This is a genomic window from Mesorhizobium sp. M0408 (assembly GCF_040321495.1).
Taxonomy (GTDB): Bacteria; Pseudomonadota; Alphaproteobacteria; order Rhizobiales; family Rhizobiaceae; genus Mesorhizobium.
In genome coordinates this window covers 213,475-229,626 of record NZ_JAMYRO010000002.1, presented here as the reverse complement: position 1 = coordinate 229,626, position 16,152 = coordinate 213,475, and the positions used below count along the sequence as shown (strand labels likewise).

The following is a 16,152-nucleotide window of genomic DNA, read 5'->3' as shown; positions in this document are numbered from 1 at the left end:
GGGTGAGCAAGCGGAGGCCTGTCGTGGCGATTGTCGACGATGACCCAAGACTGCTCGAGTCGCTGGAGGACCTTCTGGAGTCCGCCGGCTATGTGGCCCGCAGCTTCTCGTCGGCAGGGTCGTTGCTGGTCAGCGGCCTGTCTGGATTGGACATGCTTATCACCGACATCGGGATGCCAGGCATGGACGGCTTTGAACTTCGCGACTTGGTCAAGAAGGCGCGTCCGGATCTGCCTGTGTTCCTGATCACCGGCCGCCACGAGATAGTGGATCAGCACCGCGCCAAGGGCATTGGCAGGCTTTTCCGCAAGCCGTTCGATGGCCAGGCACTGCTTGCGGCGATCGGCGACGCTTTGCGCAACCCAGAAACGGAGGCTGAACATGAGAGTTGACCAATTGCCCTTACCGAGATCGACGCCGTCATCACAGCAGCGAAGGGCTGAAGCCGAGCAGCCGCTGGTCATTATTGTCGATGATGATGCCTCTGTTCGGGAGGCGCTGTCTGAATTGATCCTGTCGGCGGGTTTCCTGCCGGTGTGCTTTACCTCAACCCGTGAATTGCTTGACGCCGACGTGTTGGAGAGCCCCGGCTGCTTGATCCTCGACGTGCGCATGCCGGGGACGAGCGGTCTCGATCTGCAGCACCATCTTGCGAAAAACGGCAACCCCAAACCCATTATCTTCCTGACCGGGCATGGCGACATCCCGATGACTGTCCAGGCGATGAAGGCCGGCGCCGTGGACTTTCTCACCAAACCGGTGCGGGATCAGACGCTGCTTGACGCTGTGATCGCCGGCATTGCGGTGGATGCCAAGCGGCGGGCGGATGCCGTGATCGTCAAGCGCAACATCGAGCGCGTCGAGACGCTGACGCCGCGCGAGCGCGAGGTCCTGCGTGAAGTGGCGCGCGGACGCCTCAACAAGCAGATCGCCTTCGACCTCGGCATCAGTGAAGTGACGGTCAAGCTTCACCGCGGCAATGTCATGCGCAAGATGGAAGCCGCTTCCATCGGTGAGCTGATCCGGGCGTGGGAAACGCTGCCCGCGCCGATGCGCGAGGTCTAGATTTTGGCACAAGCCGATCCATGCCCCATCCAATAGGATCGCCCGGCGCGCCCGGCCATTTCAGGTGCTTTCTCAGCGCGCCCAGGCCTCCTGCCTGTTGGTACGCTCGTGCTGCTGCGGGTGATCCCGATGTACATCGGTGGTCCTGTTGGTGTTTCGCGGCAAGGCCGCGCCAAACATCGGTTACCACTGAGCGGCGCCCTTTGGCGGCGCCAGTCTGACCGACAAAGTCGCAACATTTCATGCAACAGCAACTGACGCCGGCCATGCCGCGTCGGTCCCCGCGCCGCTACCCAAGCCTAAATTGACGTGTGTCTATAAGAGCTTGCCTCAGCCCGGCCCTATCTTCGGCGTGCCTGCCCTGCACTTTGGCATCGTATGACAGATGCTTCCGTAGAATAGGTTCGCGGCCCGGATCGATGCATCCTGTTCCTCGCAAGCCATCACGACCGTCGCGTTTCTACCGCTCCTCGCTCGCTCCTCCCCGAACGCGACCGCACAGGCCGACTCGACGGTCGTGATGGTGAGCAGGATGCTCAAAGCACATGGATGGATATGATGAACAAAGACGGACTTTTCTCCGTCGGCGGATCTCGCCGCGATGTCTTGTTGGCAGGCCTGATCTCTACGGCAGCCGCCGGACTGCCCCGCGCTGCTTCGGCAACGAGCCGAAAACAAAACCTTCCCTCTTTCCCCTCAATCAAAGGAACCAAGACGATGAGCACCATCACGACCAAGGATGGCACCGAAATCTACTACAAGGATTGGGGCAAGGGTCCTGTCGTCACGTTCTCGCACGGCTGGCCGCTGAATTCCGACGCCTGGGACGGCCAGATGCTCTTTCTTGCCCATAACGGCTTTCGGGTCGTTGCGCATGACCGGCGCGGCCATGGCCGATCGAGCCAGGCCACGTCCGGCAACGACATGAACGGCTATGCGGACGATCTTGCAGCCGTGATCGAGGCGCTGGATCTCCGGGACGCCACGCTGGTCGGCCATTCCACCGGAGGAGGCGAGGTTGCTCGCTATATCGGACGGCACGGGACGAAGCGGGTGGCCAAGGCTGTTCTTATCGCCGCTGTTCCGCCGATCATGGTGAAAACGCCGGCCAATCCGGAAGGTCTGCCGATCGAGGTATTCGACGGCATAAGGGCTGGCCTCGTCAAGGATCGTTCGCAGTACTACCGGGACCTCGCACCGTTGTTTTATGGCGCGAACAGGCCAGGCGCCAAGGTTTCCCAGGGGACTCTGGATCAGTTCTGGCTCTGGAGCATGCAGGCGGGTCTCGTGAACGCGTACGAAAGCGTCAAGGCGTTCTCCGAGACCGATTTTACCGAGGACCTCAAGAAGTTCGACGTACCAACCCTCGTCCTGCATGGCGAGGACGATCAGATCGTCCCCGTCAAGGACTCGGCAGTCAAGTCGGCCCGATTGATCAAAGGCGCAAAGGATATCTATTACCCCGGCGCGCCCCACGGGATCACGGCCACGCACCAAGATCAGGTCAATGCTGACCTGCTCGCCTTCATCAAAGGATAGCACGCCCTCAGTCACGACCGCATGTTCTCCGCAATTCCTTGGAGCCGCCGATGACCACCTTTGGCAATATTTCGCGCGCCCTGAACCGCATTTCGGGTGGCGCGCCAGGTCAAACCTTGTGCGCTCGCATAGCCGAGCGGTGGCCTGAATGCTGGTTCTGTCGGCTCATGTCCCGGATTGTGGAACCGAACCACTGCGCCATCGAGCTGGAGCGCTGGCAGAGGCGCGAAACATATGCTGCGCCACGGCTGCCACTCGGGCAACTGCGCCTGTGCAGCGCGGAGGCGATCGCCGGCGTTCGACACTACGTCGCGCTGTCGGGGGTCGCCGCCGCGCGCTTGTTCTGCCTTGAAGGCCAAAGCGCTCTCCAAGACGTCAAACTGGCTAAGCGCCGGGAGTTTATCAATCGGTAGCCGTTTGCGATTGCCGCTCATTTTGGCGGTCTCAATTCGGCGTGAAATTTTCTTGGCGAGCAGTTGCGACTATCGCAGCAGCACCGGCACTATTTTTCGAAGGCAGGAACGAAATGGGCGCACTCTCGGGCAAGATCGCAGTGGTCACCGGCGGAAACAGCGGGATCGGACTATCGGCTGCAAAAATCTTTGCGGCCGAGGGCGCGCAAGTCGTCATTACCGGCCGCCGGCGGCAGGCGGTCGAGGAAGCGGTCGCACAGATCGGGGCAGGCGCGCTGGGCATTCAGGGAAATGTGGCCGACGTGTCGCACCATGACGAGGTAGCGCAACAGATCCGCCAGAGGTTCGGGGCGCTCGACATCTATATGGCGAACGCCGGCATAAACACCATCACGCACTCGGCCGACGTCTCCGAGGCAGAATATGATGCGCAATTTGCCGTCAATACGCGGGGCGTCTTCTTCGGCGTCCAGAAGCTGATTCCGGTCATGCGGAATGGCGGCGCAATCATCCTCACAGGCTCGCTGGCCAGCGAGAAGGTTCTGGACGGTCATGCTGTTTACGCGGGCTCGAAGGCGGCCATAAATGCCTTTGCGCGCGGTTGGGCGATCGAACTGAAGTCTCGCGGCATCCGGGTCAACGTGCTCAGCCCAGGTCCGGTGGATACGGCTATTCTCGATAAGCTAGGCGTACCGTTTGAGCAGCGCGGGCTGTTTGAAAAGGCGATGGCGGAGGCAATACCCCTGGGCCGGATGGGGCAGCCGGAAGAGCTGGCAAAAGCTGCTCTGTTCCTTGCCTCGGACGCGAGCAGTTTCGTCACGGGCATCAATCTGCGGGTCGACGGCGGGATGGCAGTGCTCTGAGCCACGACTGCGATGTCGCGCCAATAGACTGGCGAATAACGCCGGAGCAATCGGTCTTCCTCACGACGATTTTCCGGGAAGCTGCCGCACGAATCCCGCCAAATAGGTCGGAGGCGAGACGTTTTGTCGACGTGGTGCAAATTGAGCCACGTAAATGGCAAGTCGCATTGCAGGGATCGACGCGCAAGAGAGAAGTCGGCTCGCCGATACGGCGGAAGGACCGAGGTCACGCCCCGGTCCTTCAAATTTTTCTGTAGGTCGGGATCAGTGACCCCCAGATGCCCTGGCCATATTCATCGTTGGGAACAGTCGGCTTGCGTGCGGTTTTCGGCACCCCGATATCGTTGTTCATTTTTTGGATCGAGGATGTATACATGTTGTCAGAGGCAGTCGCAGGCTGCTGGGCTCCGTTTGATCCATAGTGGTCGCTTCCGGCAGTGGCGCTTCCTGCTGTAATAACAAACACGGCGACAGCAAGGACTGTCATTTTCATTTCAGTAACTCCATTGATAGTTTGGATGGTATTCACACATGCAAATATAAATGTCGTGACGCAGCGACACGATCAGACGGTCCGGCTGTTTGACTCATACCAAGGCATTGGGCGATGCGGGCCGAAGGCCAGGAACTATGTCGTTGACGAGAGGAGGCTTTGCCGCCGTGTTCGATCCGGCCGGCTCACCAGCGCTCAACGGATCGACCGCGCCAGGTTCTCGCCACGGCGGCAGCGAAGTCTTGCAAACACAACTCTCTGGCCGCGCGCCCTCAGTGTCTGTTCCGGCTACCGCCGACAATGCACACCCGCATAGATAGCTCAATCATGCTGCAGGGCACCTGATCTCCCTGGTGACCTACCCTGCACCTTGGCATTGTATGACAGACCCTTCCGCACAATAGGTTGGCGGGCCGCGTCGGCGCATTCTCCTGAGCATTGGTCACCACAGGCCACACGGGAGAAAGCAAATGCGAAACATAACTCGAGTCCTGGCCCTCACCGCAGCGCTTGCCGCGTCGGGCGGCGGGATGGCGCAGGCCGCGAATTCTCAGCCCAAGCCGACGATCGTGCTGGTGCACGGCGCCTTCGCGGAATCGTCGAGCTGGGATGCAGTCATCACCAAGCTCAGCAAAGACGGTTATGTAGCGATAGCCGCAGCTAATCCGCTCCGCGGCGTTGCCAGCGATGCGACAGCAGTCTCAGCCATCGTCCGGTCGGTTTCCGGGCCGGTCGTGCTGGTGGGGCATTCCTACGGCGGGCCTGTCATCACCGAGGCCGCCAATGGCAATCCCAATGTGAAGGCATTGGTCTACGTGGCGGGTTTCGCGCCGGATACCGGCGAATCGAGCCTTACGTTGTCCAGCATGTTTCCCGGCAGCACCTTGGGGAGCGCGCTTGCTCCCGTCGCGTTGCCGGACGGCGGACAAGACCTCTTCATCGAGCCGGCCAAGTTCCGCGCCCAGTTCGCCGCCGACGTTCCGCAAGAGCAGACTTTGCTGATGGCTGCCACTCAACGCCCTGTTGCGCAGGCGGCTCTGGCTGAAGCCTCGGGCGTCGCCTCATGGAAGACGCTGCCGTCCTACATGATCTACGGCTCGGATGACCGCAACATCCCGGCAGCCGTCATGAGCTTCATGGCCAAGCGTGCGCACGCGGTAAAGACCGTCGTCATCGAGGGTGCGTCCCACGCGCTCATGGTTTCGCATCCCGACGAGGTCACGTCACTCATCGAGGATGCTGCTGCATCGGTCAGTCAGTAGCAGGCCGGAAACGCCCAGCATCCGATCGAGCAACGAAAATAGACACGCAACACCAGGAGACCAGACATGAAGATCGTCGTCATCGGCGGAACCGGGCTGATCGGTTCAAAGACCGTGGAGAGACTGCGAAACAAAGGACACGACGTGCTTGCGGCGTCGCCGAATTCGGGCGTCAACACCGTTACGGGAGAGGGTCTGGCGGCCGCGCTTGCCGGTGCGCAGGTCGTCGTCGACCTCGCGAACTCGCCGTCGTTCGAGGAAAAGGCTGCCCTGGAGTTCTTCGAGGCATCCGGGCGTAATCTTTTTGCCGCCGAAACGGCCGCCGGCGTCCGTCATCACGTGGCGCTGTCGGTCGTCGGTACCGACCGGCTGCAGGGCATGGGCTATTTCCGCGGCAAGTTGCTTCAGGAAAAGCTGATCAGGGAGTCCGGAATTCCCTACACCATCGTTCACGCCACTCAATTCTTCGAATTCACCGCCGCCATCGCAAACACGGGCGCCGTCGGGGATACCATTCATATGTCGCCGGCCTACTTCCAACCCATGGCGGCTGATAATGTTGCCGATGCGATGGCGGACGTCGCGCTTGCCGCGCCGTTGAACGGCATGATCGAAATTGCCGGCCCGGAGCGTGTTCGCATGAGCGAACTTGTCGAGCGCTTCCTGAAGGCCACCAACGACCCGCGCAAAGTCGTCCCGGATCCCGGCGCGCTCTACTACGGCCAAGTGGCAATCGACGATCGAACGCTGGTGCCCGGCGAGAACGCGCGCATCGGCGCCGTGCGTTTCGATGATTGGCTCAGCCGATACACACCACCGAAGTAAGTAATCATCGGATAGGCCCGCCATTCGCACAACAAGGAGACCAGACATGATCAAAACACTTCTCTGCGCCGCGCTCACCTCCGCTTCCGTCACCGCAGCAATGGCCAATGACGCCGCCAGCGTGAAGCTTGTCTACGACCAGGCTCTTCCAAACGTGCCCGGCAAGAGCATGAAAGCCGTGCTCGTCGAGTACGCGCCTGGGGGTACGTCGCCGGCTCATACCCATCCCAAATCCGCGTTCATCTATGCCACGGTCCTGCAGGGGGCGATCCGAAGCCAGGTCAACGACGGGCCGGTGAAGACTTATCGCGCCGGCGAGAGTTTCTCGGAATTCCCTGGCGACCGTCATGCCGTCAGCGAAAACGCCAGCAAGACGGAAGGCGCTCGTCTGCTTGCTATTTTCGTCGTCGACACCAGCGAGACGGAACTGACGACGAACGCGAAATGAAATCGTAGCCCCCGGGACCATCGGGGCGTAGGCGAAGGGACGGTCAGTGACATGAATTCGATCGCCATCCGCACACTTGCGGGGATTTTGGTCCCCGATACTCCGCTTGTTGGCCGAGCGATCGAACATGCCCGCGCTCGATGTGAACCCTACCTGTTCAACCACGTGGTCCGATCCTGGCTTTTCGCGGCCCGGATCGGACAGATTCAGAATATCCAGCACGACGCGGAGGTTGTTGCGGTTGCAACCCTGTTGCATGACGTCACGCTCAATGAGGACTTCGCCGGGCCGCGCCGTTTCGAAGTGGAAGGCGCCGATCTTGCCCGCACCTTCGTTCGGGAGGGCGGCTTCGACGAGCGGCGCGCCCAATTGATCTGGGACAGCGTCGCCCTCAACTCGACGCCGTCAATCGGCCTCTACAAGGAGGCTGAGGTGGCGCTTTGCACAGCCGGCATCTGTCTCGATGTCGTCGGCTTGCAATACAGCCTCATTTCGTCAGCCGAGATTGCAAAGATCATCGGTGAGTTTCCACGCCTCCAAATGAAGCGACGGATGACGCGATGCTTTTGCCATATCGCCGAGGTCAGGCCGGAAACCACCTACGACAACTTTGCCCGGGACTTCGGCGAGCGCTTTGTTTCAGGCTACAAGGCGACTTCGGCAGTTGATCTTGTGATGAACGCTCCCTTCGAAGAGTGAACGCAGTTTCGATCCAGGTTCTATCGACACCGGTCGGTTCAGCCTCGCCCTTCAAGTGACCCAAACGCTGTGCGCCCGTCGCATGCCTGCGCCAAAGCGAATTGCCGGGGGCAGCGGTCAGGTGCCAATTTCCACCTCCTATACTTCGGTTTAGGCGCCCCAACCCAATCGAGTGGCAATACATATCATCGGCACGATAGCAACAGTTCGTCTCACCGGTCATCCTTACGCTGCAATGGATCGCAAACACCTCAAGGAGATAAGTAATGAATATTGCAGCGTCACCGGTCGCTCCGAAAGGAAAAGCCGTCGCCCAACGCGCGAGTTATGCGGAGCAGTCGCCGGAACTTCTGAAGAAATTTATTGAATTTCTTGGTGCGACGCGAGAGGGGTCGATCGAAGAACCGATCCGCGACCTTGTTGCAGTCCGAGCCGCGCAGCTGAACGGGTGCACCTTCTGCCTCGATATGCACGTCAAACAGGCGAAGATCCATGGCGAGCGCGAACTGCGCCTTTACCACCTGGCAGCCTGGCGGGATTCGACCTTGTTCGTTCCTCGCGAGCGCGCAGCCTTGGCATGGACGGAAGTCTTGACCAAGCTGCCCGAGCAGGGTGTCCCCGACGAGATCTACGATCGGGTCAGGTCGCAGCTTTCCGAGAAGGAAATTTCCGATCTGACCTTCGTTGTCATGGCGGTCAATTCTTGGAACCGTCTGAACATCGGCTTCAAACCCGTCCCGGGCTCGGGGGATGCGAAGTTTGGCCTGAGCAAAGCAGCACTGAGCTAATCTTTGGAACGGGTCAGAATGGCGCTTGTTTGCGCGCCATTCTGACCGGCCAGGCGAAGGCGCCGAGCTCGGCGACCAACACTGGAACCGATCTCAGCCTCCCGGCCGCGGCCGCGAGGCGCTCTCAGGAGGGCGTCATGCGCATTGACAGTCTGCATCCAGTAATATCGGCCCGTCTCATGGTGATTGATGTCGACGCTCCACTCCGCAGTGCAGCACTCTCACTTTCCAGGCCCGCAATAGGCCTGGTCGTGGTGTGCCACGGCAGTGGGGAGGCGGCAGGCGTGCTGAGCAAGTCCGACCTTGTCCGCCATCTGGCGAATTCAGGGCCAACAGAAGCGCCGATTGCGGCATTGATGAGCACGTCCATCGTGTCCTGTGGTCCCGATGACGACCTTCATTCAGTCTGGCAGACCATGGCCGCGCAAGGCCTTCAGAATGTGCCGGTGCTAGGGGCTGACTCGAAACCGCTAGGCGTCCTCGATATCCGTGATGCGATGAAGGCGCTTTTCAAACAAGAGGAACTGCAGGAACGGCTGCTTGCCAACTACATCAGCGGGATCGGCTATCAATAGAGCTTGGTCTATCGTTTGGATATACAGAAGTATGTATCGGAGGCGTCTTAGATATAATTGACAATAAATGCCGTAAATTATAGCGTATTGAAGCAAATGGGTGTCGACTGAGCCAACGGGGTTATGAAATGTTTCGTCCGGACATAAAAGAAGATGTCTTCGACGGCCCGCCCGATGGTCTTGGAAGTGGTATGTCCGTGCAAATGTCGACGGCCGGCATCGTCCATGACCTGGGCAATCTCATTCAGGTCGCCTCGTCGGCGTTGAACCACCTGGCCCGCGATCCGAGCATCCAAGCGGCTCCGGCGCTTGGGCCTGTAATTGCCGGCGCCAAAACGGCTTTGGAACGGGCTGGGGACCTTGTCCGGCAAACCATCAGCCTGGCTCGAGAGAGCCACGCGGAAATCGAATACACAAACGTAGATGCTTGCCTGGCTGAGATCGAAACCCTCGTGCGGAGCGCCTTGGATGCCAATTTCGGTCTTGAGCTTCGGGTTGGGTCCGACCTGCCTTTGGTGAGATGCGATCGCTTTGGGTTGCAAAATGCGGTTCTGAACCTTCTGTTCAACGCGCGCGATGCAATGCCTGACGGCGGTTTCATCTCGATCGATGCCGGCTTGGCCTCTGAAAGCTCTACCGCCGGTCAGGTAGATATCCGTGTCGCGGACAACGGTCTCGGGATGACCAGCGAGACGATGGTCTGCGCCTTCGATCCGTTCTTCACCACCAAAAGCGAAGGCCTCGGCGGCGTCGGTTTGCCGATGGTGAAGCGCTTTGTCGAGCAGTCAGGCGGAAGCATCGCTATTCAGAGCACACTTGGGGCAGGCACGACCGTCACTCTGCGGTTGCCTGCGGTGCGATAGCGGCCGGCCAATCTCCCCCCGGTGACAGACGTGACATACAATCGAGAGATAGAGATGGATGCACAAGTCGTTGAAAACGTCCAACAGCACCGTTTCGAGCTGCCGATCGCCGGCGATATGTTTGCGGCGGCCTACTATCGGCTCGAGGGCGGGCAGGTCGCGCTGATACACACCGAAGTCCCGTCGGAATTTTCCGGACAAGGGATCGCGTCGCGATTGGCCCAAGGGACCTTCGAACTGCTCCGCAAAACCGGCCGTAAAGCGATCTTGAAATGTCCCTTCATGAGCCGCTTTTTCGCCAAGCACCCGGACTATGCAGATGTCGTCGACGGCTAGTCAGGGCACCAATGTTGAGGGTTTCCCAAGGATCTATCCAAATGCCTGACGAGTATGATTTGCAGAGGTTCGTCAGCGCACAGGATCCGGTCTACGACGACGCGCTGGCCATTCTACGTCGAGGGATGATGTGCACTCCCTATATGGAGTTCATCTTCCCAAGGTTGGCCACAAGGCGAAGTGGTGCAGCGCCTGAGCCATATGCAATCACATCGCTCGACGAAGCCAGCGCCTATCTGTCATTCCGATCCTCGGAGGCCGTTATCGGGAATGCGTTGGCACCCTGCAACGGCTCTCCGGCCTAAGCGCTCGCGCTGTCTTCGGTGACGGTGATGCGAAGAAGTTGCACGCGTCCCTCACGCTGTTTTCCGAAGCAAGCAACGACGAGTTCCTGCTCGAGACAATCTTCGACGTCTGGTTCGACGGTTTGCTCGATGAGGAAACGATGAACGATCTCTACTTGATGTCGTAGTGGTCTGCCTGCGCCACCCGGCGTAAAGCTGTCGCGGCGCTGAGGTCACCATCCGCTGCCTTATCCCTCACACGCTGCCATCTGGCAGAGGCATGAGCTCGTGCTCTCCCGGCACGCCGGGGAAGCGGCGTTCGCGCCAATCCGCCTTTGCCTGCTCGATCCGTTCGGCTGAAGAGGAGACGAAGTTCCAATAGATATGACGTGGCTCGGCCAGGGGCTCACCTCCTATCAGCATCAGTCTCGCCGCATGGAAGGCAGGCGCCTGGAGCACAATCTCAGCGCCGGGCGCCAGAGCTACTAATTCGGCCTCATGAAACGTACCGAGCTGGCCGGCAATTCCAACCTCACCGGCGACGATGTGGATCGCACGCTCACGGTGTTCGGGTTTCACCTGGTAGCGCGCACCGCTCGTGAGCACAATTTCGGCATAGACCATGTCGGAGAACGTCCGGTGGCGTGCGCTCGGAATGGACGATGCCCGACCCGGCCGTCATCCAGTTGGCCTCGCCAGGACGGATGGTCTGCACTTTACCCAAATTGTCGCGATGGACGATCTCGCCATCGATCAGGTAGGTCACGGCCGCAATGCCGATATGCGGATGTGGTCCCATATCGAAACCGTGACCTGCGTCGAACATAGTGGGGCCGAAATGGTCGAACAGGATGAAGGGCCGGATCATCAGGCGATTCGAGGACGGCAATACGCGCCTTATCTTCAGTCCGTCCGCAAAATCACGGATAGCCGGCTGGATGAGTGTATCGATGCCTGTGATATCGCTTTGGCGGATGGTCATGGATCTCTGTCCTTCTGCATGCCTTATCAGCCAGGTGCCCGAACGCGCTTGAACGGAGCGGCGCGAAAGACTGTCTGAATGGCTTTGAGGAGCGCGAATTTGGAGCCCGCGTGGTGCTGTCCGGCGATGCCGCTTTCATTAAAAGCCGACACCCTCATCGACAGGGTCGCGGCAAGATCTTCGGCCATTTCGGGCCTGTCGTGCAGCAGCGGCGCAAAGCTTTCCTGGTCTATCTCGTAAACCGTGATGGGGGTCATTGCCCGCAAACTTGACATCTCGCCAATGCCCGCGAGCAAGCCGGTCTCGCCGAAGAAATCGCCAGGTGCAAGCCGGCCGATCTCCTGCAGTTGATCATCGCCCTCGCCAATTTGCCGGACGATGACTCCCGTCCGTACGATCATGAGCGACGGCAGCATCTCTCCCTGTCGTGCGATGATTTCGCCCTTATGGTAGGTGCGAACCGAGGCCGCTTTGGCGAGCGACTCCTGCTCGGTATCCGTTAGCGCCGAGAATACCGGTATGGAATTGATGAGTTCGATCGGGGTGAAGCCTTGGGAGGCCGCCGTCTCGTGGCCCGGCCGGTTGGTCATGGCAATCGAGCCCGAAAATGGCTCCGCCAGCAGCATGCCGGTCGACTTTGAATGGCGATAAATGAGATCGAAGATTTCGTTCCGAGCGGCACTTCGCTGGTCGATACTTGCGACGCGAAAAAACAACTCGATCTCGATAGCTGCGGCATCCAGGCTTCTGATGGTGACCGAAGGCGAAGGCTCCTGGAGGATTGAATTGCAGCTCAGCAAGACAGTGCGCATGAGGTCTACGATGATCGCCGGCGTCGTCGTTGGCACCACCTTGACGGTTACGGCAAGTCCATGGCTCTCGTCCGGACCGCTTAAATTTGTTACCCCGATCTTGGCGAGAAGGCTGTTTGGCAGCGCGACGACATTGTGGGTCGGGGTCAGGAGTTGAGTCGACCGCCAATTGGTCTCGACAACGCGGCCTTCGGTTCCGTCGCCCAGAATGATCCAGTTTCCAAGCACGTAAGGGCGGCCGAGGTTTAGCGCGATCGCCGAAAATACGTCACCAAGCGTATTCTGGAGCGCCAGTCCCAGGATGACGGCAAAGACGCCCGACGTGGCAATGAGCGTTCCGACCGGCACTGCAAAGACAAACGCCAGGATCGACAGGAACATTCCAGCGTAGACGACACCGACCACGACGTCCTGCAGGAGACGTGCCTCGCGCGGCTTTCGCTCAAAGACGAGATAGATACGGACAAATCCGATCAGCGCCCAGGCAAGGTGAACCCACCAGAGCAGCTTGACCGAGCCGATGAGGATCGCTCCTCCGGTTGTCTCGTTGTCTCCTGCGGCCTCGTATGGCACGACGCGCAGGTGGAGAACCATGGCCGACATCGCGAGGAAAAAGCCGAGTTGGACGAGCAGCTTCGCATTGGCGAAGCGTCTGGGGATGAGGGACCAAACGACGATCCCGGCGAGGCCGAGCAACACGAGGTAGACCAGAGGAGAGTTCCACCAGCTCATGAACGATCACCGCGATGCCAAGTTCAATGTTTGGTCTCCGGCCCGGCGATCGGGCCTCTGCCGCTGGCCTTGTCTTTTTCGAGAACTGCTTCGGTGATCGAATTCGGCAGCCGTCGCGGCTTTTCGATCAGCCCGAGCACCGGCATGGCGATGATGAAGAACGCAAAATAGTAAAGCGTCGCCAGTTGGGACATGACGACGTATGCGCCTTCCGCCGGCCGGGAGCCGAGCCAACCGAGAAAGAGAGCATTGGCAACGAACAGCCAGAAGAGCACCCTGTACCAGGGCCGATAGACCGCCGAGCGTACCCTCGAGGTGTCGAGCCACGGCACCAGGAACAGCACCGCGATCGAGCCGAACATCGCGAGCACGCCGCCGAGCTTGGAATCGATGGGCCCGATATTGAAGGTGATGGCCCGCAGGATCGCGTAAAACGGCAGGAAGTACCATTCCGGCACGATGTGGGCCGGCGTCTTCAGCGGATTGGCGATGCTGCTATTGTCGGGATGGCCGAGGTAGTTCGGCAGGTAGAAAACGAAATAGGCGAAGAAGAACAGGAACACGAGGATGCCGAAGGCATCTTTGACGGTGGCATAGGGCGTGAAGTCCACGACATCAGTTTTCGATTTGAACTCGATGCCGGTCGGATTGTTCTGGCCGACGACGTGAAGCGCCCATATGTGCAAGGTCACCACACCCGCAAGCACAAATGGCAGCAGGTAATGCAGCGCAAAGAAGCGGTTCAGCGTCGGATTATCGACCGCGAAGCCGCCGAGCAAAAGCTGCTGGAGCCAGTCGCCGATCAGTGGGACTGCGGTGAAGAAGCTGGTGATGACAGTAGCGCCCCAGAACGACATCTGCCCCCAAGGCAGCACGTAACCCATGAAGGCCGTCGCCATCATCAGCAGGAGATTGGTGCAACCGAGCACCCACAGCAGCTCACGCGGCGCCTTGTACGAACCATAGTAGAGTCCGCGGCAGATGTGGATGTAGACGGCAATGAAGAAGAACGACGCGCCGTTGGAATGGAGATAGCGCAGCAGCCAGCCCGAATTCACGTCGCGCATGATCTGCTCGACCGAGTTGAAGGCCAGCCCCGTATCAGGAGCGTAATGCATCGCCAGCACGATGCCGGTCAGGATCTGTGAAACCAGCATGATCGTGAGAATGCCGCCGAACGTATAGGCGTAGTTCAGGTTGCGCGGGACGGGATAGACGATGAAGCTGTCATAGACCAGCCGCGGCAGCGGCAGGCGGGCGTCGAACCAACGTTCGATTCTGGTTTTGGGCGTATAGGTCGAGTGTTTGTCGCCGCTCATCGAAATGCCCTTGCCTCAGCCGATACGGATCTTGGTGTCGGAAACGAATTGGAACACCGGTACCGCCATGTTCTCGGGTGCCGGCCCCTTCCGGACGCGGCCGGCGGTGTCGTATTGCGAACCATGGCAGGGGCAGAACCAGCCGTCGAAATCGCCTTCCTGACCATGCGGGATGCAGCCGAGATGGGTGCAGACCTGGATCATCACCACCCAGGCTTCCTTGCCCGGCATAGTTCGATTGGCGTCGGTTGCCGGCGCATCGGCCGGCAGATTGGCGTTGCGGGCAATTGGATCCTTGAGCTCGGCGAGACTGACTGCCTGGCCGTCCTTCCTCTCTTTTTCGGTGCGGTTGCGCACGACCACCGGCTTGCCGTGCCAGTCGACGATCAGCGACGTTCCCGGCGTCAGCGAGGAGACGTCGACCTCGATCGCGGCGGGCGCTTCGACGCGCAATGTGTGCTCGGCTGTGGAGGTTTCGGAAAGGTCGGCCATGATGGCGACTCCTATTGTCGGAAGCTGCGTCATCGCGTTGGTGGCAATCGAGCAAAAGCAGACCACGGCTTTCGCGTTTCCAGTCTGCTCGTGCCGCGCGGAATATGCCGGCCGAGGCCGGTGTGAGCCATCGTGCCAACGGCACGTGCGTCCAATACTTTCGTTTAGGATTTCCTGAGCGAAGGACTGGCCGGGCCGGCGATGTTGCCATCATGGAAGGTTCTGGATTCCTCCAGATAACCGTTGGCCGCTGAGCTGGCATACGTCCCAGCATTGCGCACGGCGATCCAGAACTTCACCCCGACCATACCTCGGCATAGGCACGTCTAGCTGTCGGTGTCGTAGTCGTCGTCTCCGCCAAGTGCGAGTTTCTGGAGCGGTTGTCTCGCGTGGCGCGGGGCAGGTTTTTCGCTCGGCGACGACCAATTGCGGGATTCAATCGGGTTTAGAAAAGGGAAAAGCGGTGAAACTCTACTACAGCCCTCTCGCCTGCAGCCTGGCGGACCACATCGCTCTGGAAGAGGCCGGTGTTTCCTTCGAGCGCGAAAGTGTGAACCTCAAGCCCAAACGGACAGGCTCCGGGGATGATTTCACAACCGTCACGCGCAAGGGCTATGTTCCAGCCCTCGTGCTGGATAGCGGCGAAACGCTGACGGAAAATATCGCGGTCCTCGACTGGATTGCGTCGCAATACCCGCCACTGGGAGTGGCGGGGCCGTTGGGCCGTACCCGCCTTCTCGAAGCGCTGACCTATGTCTCAACTGAAATACACCGAAGCTTCAAGCCGATGTGGCACCAAAGCAGCGCTGCCGAAAAGGCCAGGGCGAGCGCGACGATTACGAGCCAACTCGAGTTCTTCGCTGACGGGCTCGAGACCGACTATCTGTTCGGCGACAAACCCGGCGTCGCGGATTTTTATCTTTTCGTGATGCTGCTTTGGGCGGCCCGCTTCCACGTCCCTGTTCCCGCGCCTTTGCAAGCCCTTCGCGTCCGAATGGCTGCCCGACCGGCCGTGCGCATCGCAATGGATCGCGAGGGCCTCGTCTGAAGCCGAGGGCGACTTCGAGCATAAGATCAGATGCAACATGTCCTCTCGCCCAAACAGAAGATCAGGAGTCATTCTCATGCTGCCGTTCCTTCGGATGCTACATCCAGCCGCTTCCAAGCGCGGCGACGGCCTAAGTCTCGAATTTCTGAGGAGGGAAATCGAGGAAACGCTTGACCTGACCGGCATTCAATCAGAGTTCGCCGCACTGCCTCCTGGCCGAGTGGTTACAATGGTTGGTCCGCCGCCCGCAGTCACCATCGAAATAGGCAACATTTCCGGTCGGCCGATGAGGCGGGCGGGTCCGGTCGTTCCTG

18 protein-coding genes and 2 pseudogenes are annotated in these 16,152 nt (G+C 59.8%); 15 read left to right on the top strand and 5 right to left on the bottom strand.

All coding sequences use genetic code 11. The features are described 5' to 3' along the window. Positions 1–2 precede the first annotated feature (2 nt). The 5 genes from NKI67_RS03285 to NKI67_RS03265 all read left to right on the top strand — a co-directional run bounded on the left by NKI67_RS03285 (position 3) and on the right by NKI67_RS03265 (position 3,880). Positions 3–392 carry a response regulator gene (locus NKI67_RS03285; protein WP_031211076.1) on the top strand — a complete coding sequence of 130 codons (390 nt, stop codon included), beginning with the start codon at positions 3–5 and terminating at the stop codon, positions 390–392. Continuing rightward, entirely contained in the window at positions 382–1,065 is a 684-nt protein-coding gene (locus NKI67_RS03280) for a response regulator transcription factor (RefSeq protein WP_031211078.1), read from the top strand. Before NKI67_RS03285 ends, NKI67_RS03280 begins: the two co-directional genes overlap by 11 nt. Before the next feature lie 558 nt (positions 1,066–1,623). Then, complete coding sequence (locus NKI67_RS03275; protein ID WP_502899049.1) at positions 1,624–2,604, top strand: alpha/beta fold hydrolase; 981 nt, start codon at positions 1,624–1,626, stop codon at positions 2,602–2,604. A gap of 50 nt (positions 2,605–2,654) precedes the next feature. Then, positions 2,655–3,017: a hypothetical protein gene (locus NKI67_RS03270; protein WP_023674201.1), complete on the top strand. Its 363-nt coding sequence runs from the start codon at positions 2,655–2,657 to the stop codon at positions 3,015–3,017. 113 nt (positions 3,018–3,130) lie between these two features. Continuing rightward, positions 3,131–3,880, top strand: a complete 750-nt coding sequence (locus NKI67_RS03265; protein WP_023674202.1) for a glucose 1-dehydrogenase — start codon at positions 3,131–3,133, stop codon at positions 3,878–3,880. Positions 3,881–4,121: 241 nt separating this feature from the next. On the opposite strand, the gene NKI67_RS03260 is transcribed toward NKI67_RS03265, so the two are convergent. Then, positions 4,122–4,373, bottom strand: coding sequence for a DUF680 domain-containing protein (locus tag NKI67_RS03260; protein WP_084640930.1), 252 nt, complete (start codon positions 4,371–4,373; stop codon positions 4,122–4,124). Between the two features lie 470 nt (positions 4,374–4,843). On the opposite strand from NKI67_RS03260, the gene NKI67_RS03255 reads away from it, so the two are divergent. The 9 genes and pseudogenes from NKI67_RS03255 (at position 4,844) to NKI67_RS03215 (ending at position 10,641) form a co-directional block, all read left to right on the top strand. After that, entirely contained in the window at positions 4,844–5,635 is a 792-nt protein-coding gene (locus tag NKI67_RS03255; protein ID WP_023674204.1) for an alpha/beta fold hydrolase, read from the top strand. A gap of 66 nt (positions 5,636–5,701) precedes the next feature. Continuing rightward, positions 5,702–6,460, top strand: coding sequence for an SDR family oxidoreductase (locus NKI67_RS03250; RefSeq protein ID WP_023674205.1), 759 nt, complete (start codon positions 5,702–5,704; stop codon positions 6,458–6,460). A gap of 46 nt (positions 6,461–6,506) precedes the next feature. After that, positions 6,507–6,908 (top strand): cupin domain-containing protein, encoded by a 402-nt coding sequence (locus tag NKI67_RS03245; RefSeq protein ID WP_023674206.1) that lies wholly within the window; start codon positions 6,507–6,509, stop codon positions 6,906–6,908. A 252-nt stretch (positions 6,909–7,160) separates the two neighbouring features. Further along, positions 7,161–7,607, top strand: coding sequence for a hypothetical protein (locus NKI67_RS03240; protein ID WP_352644454.1), 447 nt, complete (start codon positions 7,161–7,163; stop codon positions 7,605–7,607). A gap of 266 nt (positions 7,608–7,873) precedes the next feature. Continuing rightward, on the top strand, positions 7,874–8,395 hold the full coding sequence (locus NKI67_RS03235; protein ID WP_023674208.1) for a carboxymuconolactone decarboxylase family protein: 522 nt from the start codon (positions 7,874–7,876) through the stop codon (positions 8,393–8,395). A gap of 137 nt (positions 8,396–8,532) precedes the next feature. After that, positions 8,533–8,970 carry a CBS domain-containing protein gene (locus tag NKI67_RS03230; protein ID WP_031211084.1) on the top strand — a complete coding sequence of 146 codons (438 nt, stop codon included), beginning with the start codon at positions 8,533–8,535 and terminating at the stop codon, positions 8,968–8,970. Between the two features lie 128 nt (positions 8,971–9,098). Next, positions 9,099–9,833, top strand: coding sequence for a sensor histidine kinase (locus tag NKI67_RS03225; protein WP_023674210.1), 735 nt, complete (start codon positions 9,099–9,101; stop codon positions 9,831–9,833). A 54-nt stretch (positions 9,834–9,887) separates the two neighbouring features. Then, entirely contained in the window at positions 9,888–10,169 is a 282-nt protein-coding gene (locus NKI67_RS03220) for a GNAT family N-acetyltransferase (protein ID WP_023674211.1), read from the top strand. Then, positions 10,106–10,641: pseudogene (locus NKI67_RS03215) on the top strand (DUF1810 domain-containing protein). Before NKI67_RS03220 ends, NKI67_RS03215 begins: the two are co-directional and overlap by 64 nt. 67 nt (positions 10,642–10,708) lie before the next feature. Here NKI67_RS03215 and NKI67_RS03210 read toward each other — a convergent pair. From NKI67_RS03210 to petA, 4 genes and pseudogenes are all read right to left on the bottom strand, one after another. Then, a pseudogene (locus NKI67_RS03210) lies at positions 10,709–11,435 on the bottom strand (pirin family protein). A gap of 26 nt (positions 11,436–11,461) precedes the next feature. Next, a complete protein-coding gene (locus tag NKI67_RS03205) occupies positions 11,462–12,979 on the bottom strand; it encodes a mechanosensitive ion channel family protein (RefSeq protein WP_023674216.1) in 1,518 nt (505 codons plus the stop codon). 23 nt (positions 12,980–13,002) lie between these two features. Beyond that, positions 13,003–14,298: a cytochrome b gene (locus tag NKI67_RS03200; RefSeq protein ID WP_023674217.1), complete on the bottom strand. Its 1,296-nt coding sequence runs from the start codon at positions 14,296–14,298 to the stop codon at positions 13,003–13,005. A gap of 15 nt (positions 14,299–14,313) precedes the next feature. Further along, the gene (gene petA, locus NKI67_RS03195) at positions 14,314–14,823 is read right to left on the bottom strand and encodes a ubiquinol-cytochrome c reductase iron-sulfur subunit (RefSeq protein WP_023674218.1); all 510 of its coding nucleotides are present in this window, start codon (positions 14,821–14,823) and stop codon (positions 14,314–14,316) included. Positions 14,824–15,253: 430 nt separating this feature from the next. Here petA and NKI67_RS03190 point away from each other — a divergent pair, with 430 nt between their 5' ends. Continuing rightward, the gene (locus NKI67_RS03190; protein WP_023674220.1) at positions 15,254–15,838 is read left to right on the top strand and encodes a glutathione binding-like protein; all 585 of its coding nucleotides are present in this window, start codon (positions 15,254–15,256) and stop codon (positions 15,836–15,838) included. Positions 15,839–16,152: the final 314 nt, after the last annotated feature.

Excerpts from the sequence above, each read along its gene's own strand:
- NKI67_RS03280 (WP_031211078.1), top strand. The coding sequence starts at position 382 with ATGAGAGTTGACCAATTGCCCTTACCGAGATCGACGCCGTCATCACAG.
- NKI67_RS03275 (WP_502899049.1), top strand. The coding sequence starts at position 1,624 with ATGAACAAAGACGGACTTTTCTCCGTCGGCGGATCTCGCCGCGATGTC.
- NKI67_RS03270 (WP_023674201.1), top strand. The coding sequence starts at position 2,655 with ATGACCACCTTTGGCAATATTTCGCGCGCCCTGAACCGCATTTCGGGT.
- NKI67_RS03265 (WP_023674202.1), top strand. The coding sequence starts at position 3,131 with ATGGGCGCACTCTCGGGCAAGATCGCAGTGGTCACCGGCGGAAACAGC.
- NKI67_RS03260 (WP_084640930.1), bottom strand. The coding sequence starts at position 4,373 with ATGAAAATGACAGTCCTTGCTGTCGCCGTGTTTGTTATTACAGCAGGA.
- NKI67_RS03255 (WP_023674204.1), top strand. The coding sequence starts at position 4,844 with ATGCGAAACATAACTCGAGTCCTGGCCCTCACCGCAGCGCTTGCCGCG.
- NKI67_RS03250 (WP_023674205.1), top strand. The coding sequence starts at position 5,702 with ATGAAGATCGTCGTCATCGGCGGAACCGGGCTGATCGGTTCAAAGACC.
- NKI67_RS03245 (WP_023674206.1), top strand. The coding sequence starts at position 6,507 with ATGATCAAAACACTTCTCTGCGCCGCGCTCACCTCCGCTTCCGTCACC.
- NKI67_RS03235 (WP_023674208.1), top strand. The coding sequence starts at position 7,874 with ATGAATATTGCAGCGTCACCGGTCGCTCCGAAAGGAAAAGCCGTCGCC.
- NKI67_RS03230 (WP_031211084.1), top strand. The coding sequence starts at position 8,533 with ATGCGCATTGACAGTCTGCATCCAGTAATATCGGCCCGTCTCATGGTG.
- NKI67_RS03225 (WP_023674210.1), top strand. The coding sequence starts at position 9,099 with ATGTTTCGTCCGGACATAAAAGAAGATGTCTTCGACGGCCCGCCCGAT.
- NKI67_RS03220 (WP_023674211.1), top strand. The coding sequence starts at position 9,888 with ATGGATGCACAAGTCGTTGAAAACGTCCAACAGCACCGTTTCGAGCTG.
- NKI67_RS03205 (WP_023674216.1), bottom strand. The coding sequence starts at position 12,979 with ATGAGCTGGTGGAACTCTCCTCTGGTCTACCTCGTGTTGCTCGGCCTC.
- NKI67_RS03200 (WP_023674217.1), bottom strand. The coding sequence starts at position 14,298 with ATGAGCGGCGACAAACACTCGACCTATACGCCCAAAACCAGAATCGAA.
- petA (WP_023674218.1), bottom strand. The coding sequence starts at position 14,823 with ATGACGCAGCTTCCGACAATAGGAGTCGCCATCATGGCCGACCTTTCC.